Here is a 22,604-nt window from a genome sequence, read left to right as displayed (position 1 = left end):
CCCGCGCATTCCGGAGGATGCGCGGGACAGGGTTGAAGCTGTTGATTTTACGAAGGTATCTTCACGACGACTTCGACCTTGCTACCAGCCTTCGGTTGGAAAGACGCGGATTTCGTCTTCGAACCATCAACTTCAAGCGAGATCGACTTGGTCTTTTTGTCGCGGACGACACGCACCGTGACTTCGGCCCCCAGCATTTTGAGCGTGGCGGCGTAGCCATCCCAATGGCTGGGCAGTTTCGGCCTAAACGTGATCTGCTTTCCATGCCGCTCGATGCCGAGAATGCCTTCGACCGCCGCCCGGTACAGCCAGCCCGCCGAGCCCGTGTACCACGTCCAGCCACCGCGGCCGCCCTTGTTGTCGCTGGCATTGCCGTCGCCGGCGTAGATATCGGCCGCAACCACGTAGGGCTCGACGCGGTAGCGCTCTGCCGAGGCCTCGTCTAGTGCGTGGTTGACCGGGTTCAGCATCGAGAAGCAGCGATAGGCTTCGTCGTTCAGCCCCATTTCGGCCAGCGCGATGACGAACCAAGTGGCGGCATGAGTATACTGGCCGCCATTCTCGCGAACGCCCGGCGGGTAGCTCTTGATGTAGCCCGGATCCTTCTTCGTCTTCGAAAAGGGCGGCGTGAACAGCTTGAGGATCTTGAGTTCGTCGTCGACGAGCAGCTTGGTCGCCTGCTGCATCGCCGTCGTCGAACGCGCCGGATCGCCCTCGCCCGAGAGCACGCTCCAGGACTGGGCGATGGAGTCGATCCTGCACTCCTGGGATGAGCGCGAACCGAGCGGCGTGCCATCGTCAAAACTGCCGCGCCGATACCATTCGCCGTCCCACGCCGTGCTCTCCAGCGCGCGTTTCAGCGCGTCGGCATGCTTTGCCCAGGCCTGCGCGTGCTTGGCATCACCCTCCGTCTTGGCCACGGCGGCGAAGTCGCCCAGCGTCCGCAGCAGGAACCATCCGAGCCAGACGCTCTCGCCCTTGCCTTGCTCGCCGACGCGGTTCATGCCGTCATTCCAGTCGCCGCCGAGGATCAGCGGCAGCCCGGCGGGACTGCTGCGCGCAATGGCAAGATCGAGCGCACGCGCGCAATGCTCGTAAAGGGACGCCGTCTTTTTCGAAATTTCGGGCGTGAAGAAAGCATCGTGCTCGCCCTCGCCGAGCGGCTGTCCATCGATGAAGGGCAGCTGCTCCTTCAGGATGGTGGCGTCACCAGTCACCAGCAGGTAGCGCGCGGTGGCATGGGCCAGCCAGACCACGTCGTCGGAGATCAGCGTACGCACACCCGCCCCGGTGCGCGGCAGCCACCAATGCTGCACGTCGCCTTCAGGGAACTGCCGACGCGCCGCGTTGAGGATCTGGTCTCGCGCCAGTTTGGGATCGTGCGCCAGCAGAGCCAGCGTGTCCTGCAACTGGTCGCGGAAGCCGAAGGCGCCACTGGCCTGATAGAAGGCAGAGCGGGCGCGGATGCGGCAGGCGAGGCTCTGGTAGGGCAGCCAGTGGTTGACCATGGCGTCGAGCGCCTTGTCCGGCGTTTCGACCTGAATGGTGTCGAGGAAGCCGCGCCACTCGCGCTCGTTGTCGGCCAGACGCTGGTCGAAATCCCTGCCCCGATGCTTGCGCACCAGGGCGCTCGCTTCCGCGGCCGAGCCGGCGTCCCCGAGCAGCCAGAACAGCGTGACGTCGCCGCCGGCCGGAACATCGATGTCGCGGGCGATTGCAGCGCAGGGATCGTCGCCGGCCTCCACGCGGCCTGACAGTCCCGCGCCGCTCAGCACCGCCTGCGGAAACTCGCTGGTGCCGTGCCGGCCCAGGAATTCAGTCCGGTCTGCTGTCACCGAATGCACGCCGTCATCGGCGGCGAGGAAGGCGACGCGCTCCCCGAAATCGAGCCCGTAGGGGTTCTGTGCCAGCAAGGCGCCGGTGGCGGCATCGCGCGACGGAACGATGGTCGCCGCCGTGCGCGAGCGATGTCCGCCCAGCACCCATTCGGCATAGGCATAGACGCGCAGCCTGGCCGGCGCCGGGCCGGCATTCTGGATGCGCAGGCGGGAAATCTTCACCGGGTCGACCGGGTCGACGACATGGGTGAGGTCCATCGACAATGAGCCGCGCTTCGACCGGAAGGTGGAGAACCCTTGGCCGTGCCACGTCTCGTAAGTCATCGACGGATCGCGCACCACGGCGGCGAGCGGCGAGAATGCCCGGCCACTGGCGTGATCATAGATATAGATGCCCTCACCGGGCCGGTTCGAAACCGGATCGTTCGACCACGGCGTCAGCTGGTAGTCGCGGCTGTTGCGGCTCCAGGTGAAGGCAGCGCCTTCGGCGGAGACGTGGAAGCCGAACGAGGCGTTGGAAATAACATTGATCCAGGGCTGGGGCGTGGTGCTGCGGCCGGCCAGGCGCACGACATAATGCCGCCCGTCGCCCTCGAAACCACCGAACCCGTTCCATTGGCTGAGCCCGTGCCCGTCCGCCGCTAGGGCCTGCGAGCCAAAGGAATGTGTCATAGACGCCAATTCAGGCAATGCCGCCGGCTGCTGGGCATCGCGCGCCTGCAAGGCCGCCACCTCGGCCCGCTCGATCTGATCGAAGATGGTGCCGTTGCGCGTGTGCAGAACCACGCGGGCAACCGCAAGCAGCGTCTTGTAGGTGGTCTCGTCCATCAGGTCGCGGCGCACGGCGAATATGTGCTGGCGCGGTCCGAGCTCCTTGCCGCGCAAACGGCTGTTCTCGCATAGGGATTCGACCGCCCGCTGCAGGTCCTGCACATAGGAGGAGGCCTGTTCGTTGACGACGACGAAATCGATCATCATGCCACGGGTGCGCATGTATTCCTGGAAACGCAGTGCCTGCGCGACGATTTCGAGATCGGCGACGTCGCCGATCCTGACCAGGAAGATCGGGAAATCGCCCGAGATGCTGGTCGGCCACAGGCTCGACTGCTTGCCCAGTCCCGAAGCGATGGATTCTGCCGGCAGGCGCAGGAATGGATCCGGATAGATCAGGTAGCGCGCCAGCTTCTGTACGTTGGCGGCGTCGGCCAGGCTGAGGCCGAGATGCCGGGTCTGCACCTGGCTGCGCGTCCAGGCGAGCATGGCCTGGCGGGCAAAGCTCTCCGGGTGGTCGAGCCGGGCAATGGCCTCCTCCAGCTCCGCGCGGTTGGAACCGACGACGGTCCAGAAGGTCAGCGATATCTTCTTGTTGGCGGGCACGCGCACCTGGCGGCGCAGCGAAGCGACCGGATCGAGGGTAAAGCCGGAATGGCCGCCAAGCCGGGCGCCCGGATCGAAAGCCGCAGCGTCGACGATGGTGCGGCCACGGCCGATAAAGGCGCGCCTGTCGGTCTCGGCTTCGGCGTCGCGCGCCGGACCGGACGGGTCGGTGACGAAATGCACCATCGTCACGTCTGGCTCGCTGGTCTCGCGCTTGCGCCGCGTGGCGAAGATCGCCCCATTGTTGGGGGCAATTTCGGTCTCCACGAACATTTTCGAGAAGGCGGGATGGGCATTGTCGGATACCTCCAGGCCCAGCACCAGCTCGGCGAAGGAGGTCACTTCGATGTGACGGTCGGTCGGTCCCTCGTTGAACAGCGTCACGCGGCGGCCTTCGCCATTGCCTTCCGAGATGACGATGCATTCGACCTCGGAGCGCAGCGTGCCGACCAGTTTGACGAAGCTCGCCTTGTCGTCGGAGAACAGCGTCTGGGTGCGCTCCTCGGCCGCGCGCTTCGGCTCCGCCGTCGCCGACCACCAGTCGCCACTGCCTGCGTCGCGCAAGAAGATGTAGGAGCCGAGCCGGTCCTCGGTCGGATCCGGCTGCCAGCGCGTGACGGACAGATCGCCCCACCGGCTGTAGCCGGAGCCTGTCGCGGTGACCATCACCGAATAGCGGCCGTTCGACATCACGTTGGTCGAACGCAGTGCCCGCACAGGATCGAGCACGATGCGGGTGTCGGGACTCTCGGTTTCGGTCTCGTCCTTCGCCCGTTCGTCCGCCTCGGTTCTGACGGTCGCAGTCGGGATGTCGCGCGGCGCCCTCTCCTGGAGCAGAAGTTCGGCCGACTCGATGACCGGATCGCTGTGAAAACGGTCGCGCAGGCGACCCTCGAAAATGGCATCGGCGACCGCCGCGATCGACATACCGGAATGGTGGGCCATGTAGTTCTGCACGACGACGTGATCGGTGCCTTCCGGCACGCGCTGCGGCGTGAAATCGACCGCGTCGTAGTAACCATGGCGGCCAAGCGCGCCGAGCTCCCGCAGTCGCGCTAGGTTCTGCACCGCTTCGCGCGGGTTGAACTGCGCGGCCAGCACGGTGGCGTAAGGCGCGATCACCGTGTTCTGGCCAAGACCGCGCTTCAGCCCGAGACCGGGCACGCCGAAATTGGTGTACTGGTAGGTCAGCTCGCGGTCGCGGGCATTGTAGGCCGCTTCCGAAATGCCCCAGGGCACATTCTTCTGACGGCCATACTGGATCTGGCGCTTGATGATCAGCTTGCTGGTCTGGTTGAGAATCGAACCTTGCGGTTCCTTCATCACCAGCGGCGGCATCAGATACTCGAACATCGAGCCGGACCAGGACATCAGCGCGCCCTGGAAGCCGATCTCGACGATCGGCCGGCCAAGCCGGAACCAGTGCTCAGTCGGCAGGTCGCCCTTTGCGATGGCGAACAGGCTGGTCAGCCGCGCCTCGGAGGCCAGAAGATCGTAGCAGCTCTCGTCGAGCTGGTGCTCCTCGACCCGGTAGCCGATCGACAGCAGCTTGCGCTCCGGCCGCATCAGGAACGAGAACTCCATCTCGAAGGCGAAGCGGCGCGTGCGCTCGCGCAGGGTGAGCAGCTTGGCACGCAGCGCCTCTACGGCGTTGTCGTCGCTGTGGGCGTCGTGGACATGCGCCTCGCAGGTGGCTTCGAGCCTGGCCGCCCAGTCGACGATGACATCGCTCTGTGGCGATGCCGCCTCGGTGTGGATGGCGGTGGCGAGCTTGCGGATCTCGCCGGCCAGCACAGCCAAATTGATGGTGCGGATCGAGGCCATTTCCGGCTGCGCCTTGATGGTGTCGACGGCGCGCCGCATGCCGTCGAGGCGGTCGGCAAGGCGCTGGCGCAGCGGCCGCAGCTGACGGCGGTCGTCGGGCAGCTCATCCAGGCTCTCGCCGAGGATGGTCACTGTGTCGAGGATGCCCTCGAAATCGCCCTGGAGATGAACGGACGGCGCCTCGGCCCATTCGGCGCAGGCCGCCGCCACCGCCACCAGATGGCCGGCGAGATTGCCGCTGTCGACAGCCGAGATGTAGAGCGGATAGAGCGGCTTCAGTGTGGTGGTGTCGTACCAGTTGAAGAGATGGCCGCGGTTGCGCGGCATGCTCTCGATGGTCGTCATGGTGGCATCGATGCGGGTGATGGCATCGGACAGGCTGATCCAACCGAAATCGCGGGCCGAGACGACCGACAGGAGATAGACGCCGATGTTGGTCGGCGAGGTGCGCGGCGCGACCACTGGCGCCGGGCTCTCCTGGAAATTGTCCGGCGGCAGATGATGATGCTCGGCCGTGACGAAGGTTTCGAAATAGTGCCAGGTGCGGCGCGCCACCGTGCGCAGCGCATGGATGTCGGCCTGCGATATGCGCAGCCGGTCCTCGGTCTCGGCCGAGCGGCTGATCCAGCTGGCGATCGCCGGGGAGCCGATCCAGAACAGAGCGAAGAAAAAGGCGACGAAGGCGCCGGTGGAATCGGCCAGCACCGGAATGGCGAGGCCGACGAAGCCGATGATCACGGCGCCGTACATCATGCCGTAGTAGGAGCCGATGTCGTTGTCGCCGGCCTTGTGCGCCTGCGAGGCGGTGCGCCATTCCAGCAGGTTCTGCCGGGAGACGAACAGCCGGTAGAGCGTGCGCACGATGGCGTCGCCCATCATCCAGGCGTTATGCGCCATCAGCACGATCTTCAAGGCCACCATGGCGGTGCCGAAGGCCACGTCGCGCGCCAGCGCGGAGAAATGGCCGCGCGGCGTCTGGTCACCGCTCTTGGGCAGTATGGCGTTGACGACGTCGAAAGTGGGCGCCATGAACAGGCTGAGGATCAGCAATGCCTGCCATTGTGCTGCCTGCGTGAAGGGCAGCAGCGTCCAGCCGGCGATCGCCGCCATCACCCAGAAGATCGGCGTCAGCGAGCGGCGCAGATTGTCGACCATCTTCCAACGCGACAGCGCCGGGACGCCGGAGCGCGGATCGAGGATGAAGCCCAGGAGCTGCCAATCGCCGCGCGCCCAGCGATGGTGGCGCGAGGCGTCGACCGAATAGCGGGTCGGGTAATCCTCGACCAGTTCGACGTCGGTGACGAGCGCAGAACGCGCCAGCGCGCCTTCGAGCAGATCGTGACTGAGGATGGTGTTTTCCTCGATGCGGCCCTGCAACGCGGCCTCGAAGGCATCGACGTGGTAGAGGCCCTTGCCGGTGAAGGAACCGTCGCCGAAGACGTCCTGGTACAGGTCGGACACCGCAAAGACATAAGGATCGAGGCCGCGATTGGCCGAGAAGACCCGTTGGAAGAACGACGCCTCGTCGCCGCTGGTCAGCGAAGCGGTGATACGTGGCTGCAGGATCGTGTAGCCCGAGGTGACGACGCGCCTGGTGGCATCGAAATGCGGTCGGTTGAGCGGGTGGCAGAGCTTGCCGACAAGCGTAGCGACCGCATCGCGGGTGGTGCGCGTGTCGGCGTCGAGCGTCATTACGTGAACGACTTTTTCCGGCAGCGGCACATCGAGCGGCAGGAAGGTGGTGTCGCTGTCGCCGCGCAGCAGCAGGTCAAGCTCGTGCAGCTTGCCGCGCTTGCGCTCCCAGCCCATCCAGCATCCCTGCGCGGCATTATAGAGCCGGCGCCGGTGCAGGAGATAGAAGCGCGGCGCGCCTTCGGCGGGATAGCGGGCGTTGAGGCGGGCGATCTCGTCACGGGCGAATTCGAGAATCTCGGTGTCGGCCGCGTCGATCTCGGTCTTGCTGTCGGGCCAGTCCGACAGCAGGGCGAAGTGGATCTCGTCCGCCAGATTGGCGAGGTAGTGCACTTCGATGTTGCGGATGTTTTCCTCGACGTCGTCGCGCGAGCCGATCAGCGACGGCACCACCACCAGCGTGCGTGCCTCGGACGGCACGCCGTGCCTGTAGTCATAGCCGATAAGGCGCGTCGGCTTGAGGAACAGCGAGACAACGGTATTGAAGAAAGCGAGCGCGCCTTCGCTGGCCGGCACGGCAAACAGCGCCAGCATCAAGACGATCGAAGGCACAGACAGGCCGAGATTGGCAAGGGCATTGCCGGAAACCACCAGCAGCAGCACGGTCAGCGCAAAGACCGGCAGGACGATGCCCAGCCATCCGGTCTTGGCAAAGGTGCGCTTGACGGTCTGACTGACGGTCGGTCGGTAGCCGATCGCCTTTTCCAGCTCCAGCCGGCGTGGCCCGACAAGGAAAAAACCGACATCCGTGTGCGCTAAAGGAGCCGCAAGGCCATCTGCGCCGTCGGCGGCGGATGCAATTTCGTTGGTGATCTGGCCGGCCAGTTCGATCGCCTTTTCGGCGACGCGATATTCCGACAGATTCGAGCGGCGGGCCAGCTCTTCGATCGCGGTCCGGTACTGGTCACGCGAGAAGAAATCGAGCGCGGCGAAGTCGGTGCGCTCGCGCAGCACCGTGTCGATACGGCTGACGCCCTCGAACCACACCGTCCAGTCGATATCGTTGATGAGCCGCAGGCCGCGTATGATGTTGCCGGTCGTCACATTGCCGCTGGACAGCGTATGATGCTCGGAAATGATGATTTCCTCGGCGTCCGAGCCGGTCTTCTCGAGTTCGCCTTCCAGCCACTCCAGCGCCTTGCCTGCATTCTGCGAGCCGTCGCGCAAGCGGTAGAGCAGTTGCGTGGCAAAGGTGGTGTCCTGGGCGTGCGCGCTGAAATTGGCCAGGATCGCTTGCCGGTCCCGGGTATCGTCGGTCGCCAGCACCTTGTCGGCGACATCATTGGCGATCTGGCGCATCTGCCGGGTGCGGTTGACCCTGACCGCAAGGCGGCGAAGATTTTCGATCAGAACGAAGCGCAACAGCGACGGCAGCGCCCAGAGTTCGCCGATCTTCAGCGGCTCGACCGACTGGAAGCCCTGGACGATGGCCTTGAACATGGTCGCGGAGACGGAACTGTCGGAATGCGCCACATAAGTCCAGGCCAGCGCCAGCGCGCGCGGCACGCCGCCGCCGTCCGGCAGCTTCAGCGTCGGCAGTTGACGATAGAAGCGGCGCGGCAGGTCGCGCTTGACCTGGAAAATGGTTTCCTCGACCAGATAGTTGTTGTCGAGCAGCCATTGCGCCGCGGGCGTGATGGTCTCGCCCCTCGCCTGCGCGGCGTTGGTCGAACGGTAGACTTCGAGGATCTTCTTGGCGCTGTCGCGGATGCGGGCCTGGAAATCGAATGGCGTCAGGCCGAACAGATCCGCGAGATCGCCCTTGGCCAGGCTTTCACCGAGCAGCCGAAGGCGTTCCTCCGGCAGGAAAATGGATCTTATCGGTTCTTCCGTGATGGGCGGGAAGCTCGCGCTGGTCTTTTCGATTTGTGCTGGATTCGTCTGAATATTCATTGAAAATTCCGTAAGCGGGCACTCAGCGGCGTCACCGCCACGGCAATGGCCCTAAAACCGATTCAAATGCAATTGGTTGCATGCCCAGCTTTTGCCGAAAATTGTTTCCGCACCACGACAAGGCATCGTCTTTCGACAGTTTCAAAGACGAACGCCCCTCACTCCCGCCGAGACCGATCGACGGAAAGGATTCAGGCTTTTTCGTGATCCCGGCTGGAGCTTACCCTATATTTCGCCGGCATCACGATCATGTTTGGAAACAAGCGTTAATCGTTGGGTCGAATGCCATCGATCCGGACCACGAATACTGTCGGGTGGTCGATGGGCTTGATGCGCAGGCCAGCTGTGGCTGAGGCAGTCAGGAGTGCGTCGAGGTGGCTAAGGCGAACAGGCTCTGCGGCGGAAACCAAGACTTCCCCACCCAGGCACAGGACGAGGGTCGCTCTGCTTTCAATCCCGATTTCCAAAGGGTTCGACATTACGAGGCGTTCGACGGAATGCCTCATGCGGCCACGCCGGGTCATCACGTTGAGATCGGTGATCGGACCGGCGATCAGTTCGGCACTGGTCGGCCGGTCGGCTGGAAAGGAAAACGGCGCTGAAGCGGCGGTCAGGCACGCCGGCGGCTCGCCGGCGACATCAAGAATGATCCCCTCGCCTTCCAATACCGACAGGGTGCGGTCAATGCCGGCAAAGCTGGAGAACGGCCCGCTGCCTTCGACGCGGGCCATGGAGACACGCCAATCGAAGGTGTCGAGCCCGGCATCGGCCGGCGAGACGGCGATTTCCGTCGTCACGCCGCCGCCGTTCTTCCATGGCATCGATTTGTATTCGGCTGCCCGCAGGACGCGCATCGGTCGGCCTGTTATCCCAGAATGCCGGGCAAATTGAGCTGATGCTCCCTGGCGCAGTCGATGGCGATGTCGTAGCCGGCGTCGGCGTGCCTCATGACGCCGGTCGCCGGATCATTCCACAGCACCCGCTCCAGGCGCCTGGCTGCCTCAGGCGTGCCGTCCGCGACGATGACCATGCCGGCATGCTGGGAAAAGCCCATCCCGACGCCGCCGCCATGGTGCAGCGACACCCAGGTGGCGCCCGACGCCGTGTTGAGCAAGGCGTTGAGCAGCGGCCAGTCGGACACCGCGTCCGAGCCGTCCTTCATCGCCTCCGTCTCGCGGTTTGGCGACGCGACCGAGCCGGAATCGAGATGGTCGCGGCCAATGACGACAGGCGCCTTGAGTTCGCCTCTGGCGACCATCTCGTTGAAGGCCAGGCCCAGCCGGTGGCGGTCGCCGAGGCCGACCCAGCAGATGCGCGCCGGCAAGCCCTGGAAGGCGATGCGCTCGCGCGCCATGTCCAGCCAGTTGTGCAAATGGGTGTTGCCGGGCGTCAGTTCGCGCACCTTGGCATCGGTCTTATAGATGTCCTGCGGGTCGCCGGAAAGGGCCGCCCAGCGGAACGGGCCGATGCCGCGGCAGAACAGCGGGCGGATATAGGCCGGCACGAAACCGGGAAAGGCAAAGGCGTTCTCGAAGCCTTCTTCCTTGGCGACCTGGCGGATGTTGTTGCCGTAGTCGAGCGTCGGCACGCCGGCGTTCCAGAAGGCCACCATCGCCTCGACATGCTCGCGCATCGAGGCGCGGGCGGCTTTCTCGACTGCTTTCGGGTCGGACGTGCGCTTCTCGCGCCACTCGGCGAGCGTCCAGCCCTTGGGCAGATAGCCGTTCAACGGATCGTGCGCCGAGGTCTGGTCGGTGACCATGTCGGGGCGCACGCCGCGCCGCACCAGTTCCGGCACGATATCGGCGGTGTTGCCGACCAGGCCGACCGATTTCGCCTCGCCCGCCCTGGTCCAGCGCTCGATCTTCTCCAGCGCCTCGTCAAGCGTGTCCGCCCGCTCGTCGACATAGCGGGTGCGCAGCCGGAAATCGATGCGGTCGGGATCGCATTCGACGGCCAGGCAGCAGGCGCCGGCCATGACGGCGGCGAGAGGCTGCGCGCCGCCCATGCCGCCGAGGCCGCCAGTCAGGATCCATTTGCCCCTGAGATCGCCGCCATAGTGCTGGCGTCCGGCTTCGACGAAGGTCTCGTAGGTGCCCTGCACGATGCCTTGCGTGCCGATATAGATCCACGAGCCGGCCGTCATCTGGCCGTACATCATCAGGCCTTTCCTATCGAGCTCGTTGAATTTCTCCCAGGTCGCCCAATGCGGCACCAAATTGGAGTTGGCGATCAAAACGCGCGGCGCGTCCGGATGGGTGCGGAAGACGCCGACCGGCTTGCCGGACTGCACCAGCAGCGTCTCGTCCTCGCCAAGCGTCTTCAGCGAAGCGGCGATGCGGTCGAAATCGTTCCAGGTGCGCGCGGCCCGGCCGATGCCGCCATAGACGACCAGTTCGTTGGGATTTTCGGCGACATCGGGATCGAGATTGTTCATCAGCATGCGCAGCGGCGCTTCGGTCGTCCAATACCTGGCATTGAGCTTGTCGCCGCGGGGGCTGCGCACTTCGCGGATGTTGTGGCGAGGATCGGTCATGTCGTCACTTCCCTTTCAGATGAGTGCGGCGAGGCGTCAGCTCTCGACCCACGAAATCGCGGTCTCGAGGATGGATGTCAGCGTGGCGCGGATCGGCGCGGCGAAGGCGGCGTCGTAAGGCACCGGCCAGTTGTCGGGCGCGCCCTTGCCTTCGGGCTCTCGCATGTAGCCGCGGTTGGACAGTTCCATCTGCAGCGCATGGACGCCGTTTTGCGGCTGGCCGAAATGGCGCGTGATCCACCCGCCCTTGAAGCGGCCATTGACCACGAAGGTCTCGCCGGTCTCGGCCAGGATCCCGGCGACCTTTTCCTGCAGCGCCGGATCCGTGCTCTTGCCGTCATTGGTGCCGAGATTGAAGACCGGCAGCGTGCCATCGAACAGGCGCGGCAGCACAGAGCGGATCGAGTGGCAGTCATAGAGGACGATTTTGCCATGCAATCCGCGCAGCCGGTCGATCTCGGCCTGGAGCGCGGCATGATAGGGCATGAAGAATTTTCGGCGGCGCTCGTCGATTTCCGACGGTCCCGGTTCCTCGCCTGTACGGTAGAGCGGATCGCCATCGAAGGTTTCGGTCGGGCAGAGGCCGGTCGTCGCCTGACCAGGGTAGAGCGAGGCCCCGGACGGATCGCGATTGACGTCGATGACGGTGCGCGAGATGGCGGTGTGCACGACGGTGGCGCCAAGACCTGCGGCAAAATCATAGAGCTTGTCGATCCACCAGTCGCAGTCGCGCTGGCCAAGCCAGCTCGAGACCAGCCGGTTGTCGAGACCGGCGAGATCGATGCCGGTGTGCGGCATGGAAACCAGCAGCGGTGCGGTGCCTTGATTTACCGTCAGCCAAGGAGGTGTCATGCGAGATCTCCGCAAGTTGGAGCTCTACGGCTGGGATGCGAAGGAACGAGACCTATCATGCCAAGCACTCTCATGAGGCAATCCCCGGCAGCGCCACCGCGCTCGCCGCCTTCACCGCCGCACCGCTTCGCACCATGGCGATGGCTTTCTCCATGTCGGGATGGAAATACCGGTCGTTGTCGAGATGCGGCACCTCGGCCCTGACCAATTTGCGCACCGCTTCGAGTGCGGCGCTGGAAGCAAGCGGCGCGTGGAAATCGCAGCCCTGGGTCGCGGCCAGCAACTCGATGCCGATGACGGCCGTGGCGTTCTCGACCATGCCGATCAGCCGGCGCGCACCATGTGCGGCCATCGAGACGTGATCCTCCTGGTTGGCCGAGGTCGGGATCGAATCGACGCTTGCTGGATAGGCCTTCTGCTTGTTTTCGGAAACCAGCGCTGCCGCCGTCACCTGCGGGATCATGAAGCCGGAATTCAGGCCGGGCTTCGGCGTCAAAAAGGCGGGCATGCCCGACAGCGCAGGGTCGACCAGCATGGCGATGCGGCGCTCCGACAGCGAGCCGATCTCGCAGACGGCGAGTGCGATCATGTCGGCAGCGAAAGCCACCGGCTCGGCATGGAAATTGCCGCCCGACAAGGCGGTGTCGTCCTCGGCGAAGATCAAGGGATTGTCGGTGACGCCATTGGCTTCCGTGCCGAGCGTGTCAGCCGCCTTGCGCAACACGTCCAGAGCGGCCCCCATCACCTGCGGCTGGCAGCGCAGGCAATAGGGATCCTGCACGCGCTCGTCGCCGACGCGGTGGGATTCGCGGATGGCGCTGCCGGCCATCAGACTGCGTAGCGCATTCGCCGTCTCGATCTGGCCGCGATGCTTCCTCAAGAGATGGATGCGCGGATCGAAGGGGGCGTCCGAGCCCCTGGCGGCGTCGGTGGACAGTGCACCCGCGACCAGTGCCGACTGGTAGAGAACTTCGGCCTCGAACAAGCCCGCCAGCGCGTAGGCGGTCGAGAATTGCGTGCCGTTAAGCAGCGCCAGCCCTTCCTTGGCGCCAAGGATGACAGGCTCCAGCCCATGCGAGACGAAGGCGACCTTGGCCGGGAAGCGGCCATGCGGCGTGAAGCATTCGCCGACGCCGATCATCACGGCCGTCATGTGTGACAGCGGCGCGAGGTCGCCGGAGGCGCCGACCGAACCTTGCGCCGGCACCACCGGGATGACATCGTTGGCCAGCATCGCTTCCAGCAGCTCGATGGTGCGCGACCGCACACCGGAGGCGCCTTGCGCCAGGCTGGCAAGCTTCAGGGCCATCATCAGCCTGCAAACAGCGACCGGCATCGGCTCGCCGACGCCGGCGGCGTGCGAGAGCACGATGTTGCGCTGGAGCGTTTCGAGATCCTGGGCAGGAATGCGGACGCTGGCCAGTTTGCCGAAACCGGTGTTGATGCCATAGACCGGCTCGCCCTTGGCGACGATGCGTGCGACAGCCTCCGCACTCGCCTTGATCCTTGGCCGGCAGGCATCGTCGAGCCTGGGCACGGCGCCGCGATAGATGGCGCGCCAGTCGGCCAGGGTCACGTTGCCGGGTTTCAGTACGAGTTCGGTCATTGTCCTCTCCAGATGCGCGCGTGCAAGGGGTTGAAGCCCATGCGGTAGACGAGTTCGGCAGGGCGCTCGATGCTCCAGATCGCTAGATCGGCGGATTTCCCCGCCTCCAGCGTGCCGGTCTGTCCGAGCAGACCCAGTGCGCGGGCGGCTTCGCGGGTCACGCCCGCGAGGCATTCATCGACCGTCATGCCGAACAAGGTCGCCGCCATGTTCATGGTCAGCAGCAACGACGTCAGCGGCGAGGTGCCGGGATTGTTGTCGGTGGCGACGGCCATCCTGACGTCATGCCTGCGGAATAATTCGATCGGAGGTTTCTTCGTTTCGCGAATAAAATAGTAGGCGCCGGGCAGGATCGTCGCCACGCTGCCCGATGCAGCCATTGCCGCCGCGCCTGCCTCATCGGTGTATTCGAGATGATCGGCCGACAACGCGCCATAGCGCGCGGCGAGTTCGGCGCCATGCAGGTTCGACAATTGGTCGGCATGGAGCTTTACCGGCAGGCCAAGCGCCTTTGCGGCTTCGAAGACCCGTGCCATCTGCTCGACCGAAAACGCGATGCCTTCGCAGAAACCATCGACGGCGTCGGCAAGCCCGTCGGCAGCAATGGCCGGCAGGATCGTGGCGGTGATGAGATCGATGAAGTCGTCCTTGTCGCCCTTGGCTTCCGGCGGCAAGGCATGGGCGCCGAGAAAGGTCGTGCGGATCGTCACCGGGCGCTCGGCGCCCAGGCGGCGCGCCGCGCGCAGCGACTTTTTCTCGTTTTCCAGGTCAAGGCCATAGCCGGACTTGACCTCGACGGTGGTGGCGCCCTCGGCGATCAGCGCATCGAGACGCGGCAGTGTCTGAGCGACCAGTTCGTCCTCACCCGCGGCACGCAAGGCCCTAACCGACGAGACGATGCCGCCGCCGGCCCTGGCGACCTCCTCATAGGTGGCGCCGGCCAGCCGCATCTCGAACTCGTTGGCGCGGTCGCCGGCATGGACGAGATGGGTGTGGCAGTCGATCAGGCCGGGCGTGATCCAGCGGCCCTCGCAATCGACGATCTCGGCACGCTGCTCGAACGCCGCCGGAATATCGGCTTCGGCGCCGGCATAGACGATGATGCCGTCACGCGCGGCGACGGCGCCCTTTTCGACGACGCCCTGCCCTGCCCCTTCGGCAAAAGTCGCCAGGCGCGCATTGCGCCATATGCGAACCGCCGCCGCCCGGCTCCTGCTTTCTCCAGCCATCATATTTTCCCTTTGAAAGGATGGCGGTTATGTATATACATATTAAAAAGCACCGCAAGTGCTATTGTCATCATAAGCCAGGATTCGGAGAACAACGTGACGGCGATCTTTGCGGAACAGGCGCTTCTGCCGGAAGGCTGGCGAAGCAATGTGCGCATCGCCCTGGGCGGAGGCCGCGTTGCGGCAATCGACGCCGGGGTTGCGCCGAACACCGGCGACGAGCGCCACGCCATCGTCCTGCCGGGCATGCCCAACCTGCATAGCCACGCGTTCCAGCGCGGCATGGCCGGACTTGCCGAGTTGCGCGGCCCGTCGGCCGACAGTTTCTGGAGTTGGCGCGAGGTGATGTACCGTTTCGCGCTGTCGATGACGCCCGACCAGGTCGAGGCGGTAGCCGCCCAGCTCTATGTCGAGATGCTGGAGGCCGGCTTTTCGCGTGTGGGCGAATTTCATTATCTGCATCACGACCGCGACGGAAAGCCCTACGCCAACATTGCCGAAATGGCCGAGCGCATCGCGGCCGCCGCCGCAGAAACCGGTATAGGCTTGACGCTGCTGCCGGTCTTCTATGCTCACTCTTCTTTCGGCGGCGCGGCTCCCAACGAAGGTCAGCGTCGATTCCTCAATGATGTTAACCGGTTTTCACGCTTGCTTGAGAAAAGTCGCGAATGCGTTCGCGCCTTGAATCAAGCGGTCATCGGCGTCGCCCCCCATAGTTTGCGTGCCGCGACGGTCGAGGAGTTGCGACAAGTCGCTGCGATGGCGCCGGACGGACCGATCCACATCCACGTCGCGGAACAAGTGAAGGAGGTCGAGGACTGCATTGCCTGGTCGGGCGCGCGTCCAGTCGAATTTCTGCTTGGCCATGCCAATGTCGACCCGCGCTGGTGCCTGATCCATGCCACCCATATGACCGATTCCGAGACCATGGCGATGGCAAAAAGCGGCGCGATCGCGGGGCTGTGCCCGATCACCGAAGCCAATCTCGGTGATGGCATTTTTGCGGCGCCGCTGTTCGCGCAACATGGCGGCCGCTTCGGCGTGGGCTCCGATTCCAACGTGCTGATCGGCCTGCCGGACGAGCTTCGGCAACTCGAATATTCGCAGCGTCTTGCCCACCGCGCCCGCAACGTGCTGGCGGTCGCCGGCGGCTCGACCGGCCGCGCGCTGTTCGACGCAGCGCTTGACGGCGGCAGCGTCGCCCTTGGCGCCGGCGCCTCGCGGATCGCCATTGGCGCATCCGCCGATCTCGTCTCGCTCGACCACAGCCAGGCTTCGCTTGCCGGCAAGACCGGAGACGCGATCCTCGACGCCTGGATCTTCGCCAACGGCACCAAGATCGATTGCGTCTGGGTGCACGGCCAAAAGCAAGTCAGCGGCGGCAGGCACGCCAGGCGCGACGCCATCGCGGCGCGTTTCCGCAATGTCATGACGGCGCTTTCGGCAGGCTGATCAGGGACAGCCCATGAACATGGTGGCGACAGCGGAGACGGAGGGCGGCGAGACGGTGTCGCTGCATCAGCGCATCCTGTCGGACATAAGCGAGAAAATCCTGTCCGGCGCCTGGGCGCCGGGGCATCGCATCCCGTTCGAGCACGAGCTGACGGCCGAATATGATTGCTCGCGCATGACGGTGAACAAGGCGCTGTCGCAGCTTGCCAAGTCAGGACTGATCGAACGCCGCCGGCGCTCAGGCAGTTTCGTGCGTCGGCCGCAATCGCAAGCGGCGGTGCTGGAAATCCATGACATCAGGATCGAGGTCGAAGCGCTCGGCCTGCCCTATCGCTACGAGCGGCTTGCGCGCCTGAAGCGGCGCAGCAGCGCGCAAGACCGGTCGCTGCTCGGGCTTTCCGCCTCGGGTTCGGTGCTATCGCTGGAATGCCTGCATTTCGCCGGAGAACGGCCGTTCGCGCTCGAAGAGCGGCTGATCAATCTCTCCGCCGTCAAGGAAGCCGGCGAGGAAGAGTTCCTGGATATTGCGCCGGGCCCGTGGCTGATCGGCCGTGTGCCGTGGAGCGAGGCCGAGCATCGCATTCGTGCTGTTGCCGCCGACGAGCGTGTTGCCGATGCCCTCGACATCGGCCTTGGTGCGGCCTGTCTTGTGGTCGAGCGCCGGACATGGAGTGCCGAGCACCCGGTCACCCATGTGCGCTTCACCTATGCAGCCGAGAGCCACACGTTGGTGGCAAGATTCACGCCGTCACACGGATAGCATCTCTTCCCTTCTCCCCTTTTTGCCTTCGCAAGGAAGGGGAGAAGGGAAAGCGCAGCGCCTCAGATCGCCGCGGTGATAATGATCTCGACCAGATATTCCGGACCGGCGAGCTTGGCTTCGCCGGTGGCGCGTGCGGGTGTGTGGCCCTGCGGCACCCACTTGTCCCATTCCGAGTTCATCTCGGCGAAGGTGCCCATGTCGGCCAGCCAGATGATCGCCTGGACGATCTTGGTCTTGTCGGTGCCGGCCTTGGCCAGCAATTCGTCGATCGTCGCCAGAATATCGCGGGTCTGCGAGGCGACATTGCCGCCCGGCTCTCCGACCTGGCCGGCCAGATAGACGGTATTGCCGTGAATGACGATCTGGCTCATGCGCGGGCCAACATCGATGCGACGAATGCTCATGGGAGGTTTCCTTCCTTTGTGGTCGCGCCTCTTTAGAGTTGGCACCGGCTTCGGGCAAGGCCGAGCGTTCCAAATCCCCTTGGACCAGCGGCGCCGGAGAGTCACGGCAAGTTGAGCCGGCAGCCACAATTCCGCTCGATTGGCTTGTTGACTAATGTAATAACATCACATATCCAATCGGCGCTGCCCGGCAGCCGCACTACCGCCCCACGGACCGTCAAATGACCGAAACCTGCCTGACATTCCGTGACTTGACGCTTGGCTATAACAGCCATCCGGCGATCCATCATCTGGACGGCATCATACGCAAAGGCTCGCTGACCGCCGTCGTTGGCGCCAATGGTTCGGGCAAGTCGACGTTGATGAAGGGTATCGTCGGCGTGCTGAAGCCGATGGCCGGCGCTGTGACGCGGGCGCCTGGCGTGCGCGCCGCCTATCTGCCGCAGCAGTCGGAACTCGACCGCAGCTTTCCGGCCCGGGTCGTCGATCTGGTCTCGCTCGGCCTGTGGCCGAAACGCGGGCTGCTCGGCCGCCATACCAAGGAGGATCGCCAATCCGTCAGCGAGGCGTTGATGGCGGTCGGCCTTGGCGGCTTCGAGACCCGCCCGATCGACACGCTGTCGGGCGGCCAGTTGCAGCGCACCTTGTTTGCCCGCGTGCTGTTGCAGGATGCGGATCTCATCCTGCTCGACGAGCCGTTCAACGCCGTCGATGCAAAGACGATGGGCGATCTTATTGCGCTGATCAAGCGCTGGCATGGCGAGGAACGCACAATCATGGTCGTCGTCCACGACCTCGACCTTGTCCGGCAGAATTTTCCCGAAACGCTGCTGCTGGCCCGCCAGCCTGTCGCCTGGGGCGAGACGAAGGAGACGCTGCGGCCTGAGAATCTCCTGCGGGCCAGGCGCTTCCATGAAGCGTGGGAAGAGAACGCGCCATGGTGCGAGCCGGGCGGACCCGATCATGACCATGACGGACATGACCATGAGGGACATGGTCACGATCATGATGAGCCTGCCCATGCACAGGATCGTCACCACCATCATGGCGCCGGACCAAGGGCTGCATGATGAACGTCTTCTACGAACTCTTCATCGCGCCTTTCGCCGATTTCGCCTTCATGCAGCGGGCGCTGTTCGGCTCGCTGATGCTGTCGCTCGGCGCCTGTCCGGTCGGCGTGTTCCTGATGTTGCGGCGCATGAGCCTCTCGGGCGACGCCATGGCGCACGCGATCCTGCCGGGCGCCGCCGCCGGCTTCCTGCTTTACGGGCTGGAAATCCTGCCGATGACCATTGGCGGCCTGATCGCCGGCATCGTCGTTGCACTCGGCGCGGGCGCCGTCTCGCGATTCACCATCCAGCGCGAAGACGCCTCGATGGCCGCCTTCTATCTGATTTCGCTCGCCGTCGGCGTGCTGATGGTTTCGGTCCGCGGCTCCAGCGTCGACCTCATGCATGTGCTGTTCGGTACGGTGCTGGCGCTCAACGATGAAGCGCTGACGCTGATCGGCGGCATCGTGCTGGTGACGCTTGCCAGCCTTGCCGTCTTCTGGCGGGCCTTGGTCGCCGAATGCCTCGACCCGCTATTCCTGCGCTCGGTCAGCCGGTGGGGCAGTCCGGTGCATTTCATTTTCCTCGGCCTCGTCGTGCTCAACCTCGTTGGCGGCTTCCAGGCGCTGGGCACGCTTCTGTCGGTCGGGCTGATGATGCTGCCGGCCGCCGCGGCCCGTTTCTGGACCGTGCGCGTCGAACCGATGTGCGTGCTGGCCGTGCTGATCGGCTTTGCCTCCTGCATCGCCGGACTGCTTCTGTCCTACCACGCCTCGCTGCCCTCAGGCCCGGCGATCATCCTGTCGGCAGGCGTCGTCTATTTCGCCTCGATCCTGTTCGGCACGCGCGGCGCGCTGCGCGCCCGCATCGTCCATCACCGTCATCGGACGGCCTGATCCACCCCAGCCTCCAAGGAGACCGCCCATGTTGAAATCGATCCGCGCCGCCCTTACGATGAGCGTTATAACATTAACTGCTCTCGACGCGTCGTCGGCCTTTGCGGCGCCCTTGAAAGTGGTCGCAAGTTTTACCGTCATTGCCGATTTCGCCAGGAATGTTGGCGGCGACCGCGTCAACATCACCACCATCGTGGGACCCGACGGCGATGCGCATGTCTACGAGCCGAGCCCGGCTGATGCGGTAGCCATGGCGGGCGCCGATCTGGTGCTGGTCAACGGCCTGCATTTCGAGGGCTTTCTACAGCGGCTGGTCGATGCCAGCGCCACCAAGGCCTCGATCGTCACCCTGACCAAGGGCGTGGCGGCGATCGACTTCAAACCGGAATTCGCCGATGCGGACGCGGCGGAGGGCGCGGGTACAGGCGGCGGCAAGACGGTCGCCGACCCACATGCCTTCCAGTCGATCGCCAACGCCAAGATCTATGTGAAGAACATTGCCGAAGCGTTCTGCGCGGCCGACAATGATGGCTGCGTCAGCTACCAGACCAACGCCGCGGCTTACACAAAGAAGCTCGACGCGCTCGAAGGTGAAGTGAAGGCGGCGATCCAGTCCATCCCCGAGGCAAAACGCGTTGTCATCACCTCGCATGACGCGTTCGGCTATTTCGAGCACGAATACGGCCTGACCTTCCTAGCGCCGGAGGGCGTCTCGACGGACTCCGAACCGTCGGCCGCCGACGTCGCCAAGCTGGTCGAGCAGGTCAAGCAGGACAAAGCGGCGGCGATCTTCGTCGAGAACATCACCAATCCGCGCCTGATCGAGCAGATCGCCAGCGAGACCGGCATCAAGGTCGGCGGCACGCTCTATTCCGACGCGCTGTCGCAGCCCGACGGCCCGGCCTCGACCTATATCGACATGATGCACAACAACATCACGCAGATCAAAGGCGCGATCCTCGGCAGTTGAGCCGCTCCGACCCAACCGGGCCCTCGCGGCCCGGTTGGATTTTCCGGTCAGCACTCGCTATTTGGCAGAGAAATCCCTCGGCGTGGATTGCCGGCCGTGCCGGGGAGTGGCAAGACTGCCCAACCAGATTGCGAGGACACCACAATGGAATACCGCGAGATCAGCGAGGACTATTCGGTCTCGGGCCAGATCCAGCCCGAGGACGTCGCCGCCATCAAGGCAGCAGGCTTCAAGAGCGTGATCTGCAACCGGCCGGACGACGAGCAGCCCGGCCAGCCTTCGGCCGACACGCTCAAGGCCGCAGTCGAGGCTGCCGGGCTTGCCTTCCGCTACATTCCCGTCATCAGCGGCCAGATCACCGCGGAGAATGTCGAGGACCAGGGACAAGCGCTCGACGAGCTGGAAGGCCCGGTGTTCGCCTACTGCCGTTCCGGCGCCCGCTGCACCAATCTCTATGGGCTGATTCAGCAGTCGAAGGGTTAGATTGGCAGCGCGCCCGTCTCCTTGAGCGTCTCGAGCACAATCGCCGTCTTGACGTGCTGCACGGATTCGTGGGGCAAGAGCACGCCATTGACGAACTCCGACAATGATTTCAGGTCGGGCGTAACCACCTTCAGGATATAATCCATTTCGCCGGTCAGCGCGTGCGCCTCCTGCACTTCGGGCAGCCGCGCCACCAGTTCGCCGAAGCGCCGCGCATTGTCGCGGTTGTGAGTGGCCAAGGTCACCGAGATGACGTTGACCAGCGAAAAGCCCAGCCGGTCGCGGTCAAGCACGGCGCGATAGCCCTTGATATAGCCGTCCTCCTCAAGCCGCTGGCGGCGGCGCGAGCATTGCGAGGCCGAGAGGTTCACCCGCTCCGAAAGGTCGTTGTTGGTGAGCCGTGCGTCACACTGCAACAGCGCCAATATCTTGCGATCAAACTGATCAAGACGCGTATCATTCATGATACTTCCAAAAACCATGCACATTTCATGCATCAGATAAACATTTCAAGCGTTTGAATGCAAGCACCGTGCGACCTGCCCGCGCTATGATGAGTTGAGATGGCCCATCCAGGCCAAGCCAGCTTCCGGAGGATTATCATGGGTCCCTTCCCGCACGACGCCCCGCCCGCCAAGATCAGCAAGGCGAACCCTGCCGGCACCGACGGTTTCGAGTTCGTCGAATTCGCGCATCCGGAGCCGCGGAAGCTGGCCGAGTTGTTCACCCGCATGGGCTACGTAGCCGTGGCCAGGCATCGCACGAAGGACATCACCGTCTGGCGGCAAGGCGACATCAACTATGTCGTCAACGCCGAGCCCAGCTCGCATGCGATGAAGTTCGTCGACAAGCATGGCCCATGCGCCTCCTCGATGGCGTGGCGGGTCGTGGACGCCAAGCATGCCTTAGAACACGCGGTATCGAAAGGAGCCACGCCTTACGAAGGCGCCGACAAGACGCTTGACGTGCCGGCGATCGTTGGCATCGGCGGCTCGCTGCTCTACTTCATCGAAACCTATGGCGAGAGGGGTTCGGCCTATGATGCCGAATTCGAATGGCTGGGCAAACGCGACCCCAGGCCGGAAGGCGTCGGCTTCTATTTCCTCGACCACCTCACGCATAATGTCTACCGCGGCAACATGGACAAATGGTGGGATTTCTACCGCGACCTGTTTGGCTTCAAGCAGATCCATTTCTTCGACATCGACGGCAAGATCACCGGGCTGGTCAGCCGGGCGATCACCTCGCCCTGCGGCAAGATCCGCATTCCGCTCAACGAGTCCAAGGACGACACCAGCCAGATCGCCGAATATCTGAAGAAGTACAATGGCGAGGGCATCCAGCACATAGCGGTGGGCACCGACGCGATCTACGAGGCCACCGACAAGCTTGCCGCCAATGGGCTGAAATTCATGCCCGGCCCGCCGGAGACCTATTACGAGATGTCGCATGCACGCGTGAACGGCCATGACGAGCCGATCGAGCGCATGAAGAAGCATGGCATTTTGATCGACGGTGAAGGCGTGGTCGACGGCGGCACGACGAAGATCCTCTTGCAGATCTTCTCCAAGACCGTGATCGGACCGATCTTCTTCGAATTCATCCAGCGCAAAGGCGACGAAGGCTTTGGCGAAGGCAATTTCCGCGCACTGTTCGAATCGATCGAGCAGGACCAGATCAAGCGCGGCGTGATCAAGGTGCAGGCCGCGGAGTAGATCGATCCCGACCAGGTGGCTTGCG

At 64.2% G+C, this 22,604-nt stretch carries 15 protein-coding genes; 7 read left to right on the top strand and 8 right to left on the bottom strand.

What is annotated here, in order from left to right; translation table 11 throughout:
* Positions 1 to 47: 47 nt before the first annotated feature.
* From FJ428_RS26360 to hutI, 6 genes are all read right to left on the bottom strand, one after another.
* Positions 48 to 8,624 carry a glucoamylase family protein gene (locus tag FJ428_RS26360; protein WP_140880489.1) on the bottom strand — a complete coding sequence of 2,859 codons (8,577 nt, stop codon included), beginning with the start codon at positions 8,622 to 8,624 and terminating at the stop codon, positions 48 to 50.
* Between the two features lie 266 nt (positions 8,625 to 8,890).
* Positions 8,891 to 9,478 carry a HutD family protein gene (locus FJ428_RS26355; protein ID WP_140880488.1) on the bottom strand — a complete coding sequence of 196 codons (588 nt, stop codon included), beginning with the start codon at positions 9,476 to 9,478 and terminating at the stop codon, positions 8,891 to 8,893.
* Positions 9,479 to 9,489: 11 nt separating this feature from the next.
* On the bottom strand, positions 9,490 to 11,160 hold the full coding sequence (gene hutU / locus FJ428_RS26350) for a urocanate hydratase (protein WP_140656154.1): 1,671 nt from the start codon (positions 11,158 to 11,160) through the stop codon (positions 9,490 to 9,492).
* Between the two features lie 36 nt (positions 11,161 to 11,196).
* Complete coding sequence (gene hutG, locus FJ428_RS26345; protein ID WP_140583764.1) at positions 11,197 to 12,012, bottom strand: N-formylglutamate deformylase; 816 nt, start codon at positions 12,010 to 12,012, stop codon at positions 11,197 to 11,199.
* Between the two features lie 70 nt (positions 12,013 to 12,082).
* Complete coding sequence (gene hutH, locus FJ428_RS26340) at positions 12,083 to 13,618, bottom strand: histidine ammonia-lyase (RefSeq protein ID WP_140880487.1); 1,536 nt, start codon at positions 13,616 to 13,618, stop codon at positions 12,083 to 12,085.
* Positions 13,615 to 14,847, bottom strand: a complete 1,233-nt coding sequence (gene hutI, locus FJ428_RS26335) for an imidazolonepropionase (RefSeq protein ID WP_140880486.1) — start codon at positions 14,845 to 14,847, stop codon at positions 13,615 to 13,617. Before hutI ends, hutH begins: the two co-directional genes overlap by 4 nt.
* Positions 14,848 to 14,943: 96 nt before the next feature.
* On the opposite strand from hutI, the gene FJ428_RS26330 reads away from it, so the two are divergent.
* Both FJ428_RS26330 and hutC read left to right on the top strand, forming a co-directional pair.
* A complete protein-coding gene (locus tag FJ428_RS26330; protein WP_140880485.1) occupies positions 14,944 to 16,299 on the top strand; it encodes a formimidoylglutamate deiminase in 1,356 nt (451 codons plus the stop codon).
* A gap of 13 nt (positions 16,300 to 16,312) precedes the next feature.
* Positions 16,313 to 17,059, top strand: a complete 747-nt coding sequence (gene hutC, locus FJ428_RS26325) for a histidine utilization repressor (RefSeq protein WP_140624632.1) — start codon at positions 16,313 to 16,315, stop codon at positions 17,057 to 17,059.
* 62 nt (positions 17,060 to 17,121) lie between these two features.
* Here the strand turns inward: hutC and FJ428_RS26320 are convergent, their stop codons facing one another.
* Complete coding sequence (locus FJ428_RS26320; RefSeq protein ID WP_056562755.1) at positions 17,122 to 17,466, bottom strand: RidA family protein; 345 nt, start codon at positions 17,464 to 17,466, stop codon at positions 17,122 to 17,124.
* A 221-nt stretch (positions 17,467 to 17,687) separates the two neighbouring features.
* Between FJ428_RS26320 and aztA the strand changes: the two genes are divergently transcribed.
* From aztA to FJ428_RS26300, 4 genes are all read left to right on the top strand, one after another.
* Complete coding sequence (gene aztA / locus FJ428_RS26315; RefSeq protein ID WP_140560547.1) at positions 17,688 to 18,536, top strand: zinc ABC transporter ATP-binding protein AztA; 849 nt, start codon at positions 17,688 to 17,690, stop codon at positions 18,534 to 18,536.
* Positions 18,536 to 19,411, top strand: coding sequence for a zinc ABC transporter permease AztB (gene aztB, locus FJ428_RS26310; protein ID WP_140557055.1), 876 nt, complete (start codon positions 18,536 to 18,538; stop codon positions 19,409 to 19,411). Before aztA ends, aztB begins: the two co-directional genes overlap by 1 nt.
* Before the next feature lie 28 nt (positions 19,412 to 19,439).
* Positions 19,440 to 20,381: a zinc ABC transporter substrate-binding protein AztC gene (aztC, locus tag FJ428_RS26305; protein ID WP_140880484.1), complete on the top strand. Its 942-nt coding sequence runs from the start codon at positions 19,440 to 19,442 to the stop codon at positions 20,379 to 20,381.
* Positions 20,382 to 20,525: 144 nt separating this feature from the next.
* Positions 20,526 to 20,864: a TIGR01244 family sulfur transferase gene (locus FJ428_RS26300; protein ID WP_140494156.1), complete on the top strand. Its 339-nt coding sequence runs from the start codon at positions 20,526 to 20,528 to the stop codon at positions 20,862 to 20,864.
* Here the strand turns inward: FJ428_RS26300 and FJ428_RS26295 are convergent.
* Positions 20,861 to 21,328, bottom strand: a complete 468-nt coding sequence (locus FJ428_RS26295) for an Lrp/AsnC family transcriptional regulator (protein ID WP_140494158.1) — start codon at positions 21,326 to 21,328, stop codon at positions 20,861 to 20,863. The genes FJ428_RS26300 and FJ428_RS26295 overlap by 4 nt on opposite strands.
* A gap of 138 nt (positions 21,329 to 21,466) precedes the next feature.
* Between FJ428_RS26295 and hppD the strand changes: the two genes are divergently transcribed.
* Positions 21,467 to 22,579, top strand: coding sequence for a 4-hydroxyphenylpyruvate dioxygenase (hppD, locus tag FJ428_RS26290; RefSeq protein WP_140880483.1), 1,113 nt, complete (start codon positions 21,467 to 21,469; stop codon positions 22,577 to 22,579).
* Positions 22,580 to 22,604: the final 25 nt, after the last annotated feature.

It is taken from the genome of Mesorhizobium sp. B2-8-1 (genome assembly GCF_006440955.1).
Lineage (GTDB): Bacteria > Pseudomonadota > Alphaproteobacteria > Rhizobiales > Rhizobiaceae > Mesorhizobium.
Note: the sequence above shows the minus strand (reverse complement) of the source record. Positions and strands in the feature narration are given on the sequence as shown.

Coding starts and splice junctions, on each gene's coding strand:
- FJ428_RS26360 (WP_140880489.1), bottom strand. CDS start 8,624: ATGAATATTCAGACGAATCCAGCACAAATCGAAAAGACCAGCGCGAGC.
- FJ428_RS26355 (WP_140880488.1), bottom strand. CDS start 9,478: ATGCGCGTCCTGCGGGCAGCCGAATACAAATCGATGCCATGGAAGAAC.
- hutU (WP_140656154.1), bottom strand. CDS start 11,160: ATGACCGATCCTCGCCACAACATCCGCGAAGTGCGCAGCCCCCGCGGC.
- hutG (WP_140583764.1), bottom strand. CDS start 12,012: ATGACACCTCCTTGGCTGACGGTAAATCAAGGCACCGCACCGCTGCTG.
- hutH (WP_140880487.1), bottom strand. CDS start 13,618: ATGACCGAACTCGTACTGAAACCCGGCAACGTGACCCTGGCCGACTGG.
- hutI (WP_140880486.1), bottom strand. CDS start 14,847: ATGGCTGGAGAAAGCAGGAGCCGGGCGGCGGCGGTTCGCATATGGCGC.
- hutC (WP_140624632.1), top strand. CDS start 16,313: ATGAACATGGTGGCGACAGCGGAGACGGAGGGCGGCGAGACGGTGTCG.
- FJ428_RS26320 (WP_056562755.1), bottom strand. CDS start 17,466: ATGAGCATTCGTCGCATCGATGTTGGCCCGCGCATGAGCCAGATCGTC.
- aztA (WP_140560547.1), top strand. CDS start 17,688: ATGACCGAAACCTGCCTGACATTCCGTGACTTGACGCTTGGCTATAAC.
- aztB (WP_140557055.1), top strand. CDS start 18,536: ATGAACGTCTTCTACGAACTCTTCATCGCGCCTTTCGCCGATTTCGCC.
- aztC (WP_140880484.1), top strand. CDS start 19,440: ATGTTGAAATCGATCCGCGCCGCCCTTACGATGAGCGTTATAACATTA.
- FJ428_RS26300 (WP_140494156.1), top strand. CDS start 20,526: ATGGAATACCGCGAGATCAGCGAGGACTATTCGGTCTCGGGCCAGATC.
- FJ428_RS26295 (WP_140494158.1), bottom strand. CDS start 21,328: ATGAATGATACGCGTCTTGATCAGTTTGATCGCAAGATATTGGCGCTG.
- hppD (WP_140880483.1), top strand. CDS start 21,467: ATGGGTCCCTTCCCGCACGACGCCCCGCCCGCCAAGATCAGCAAGGCG.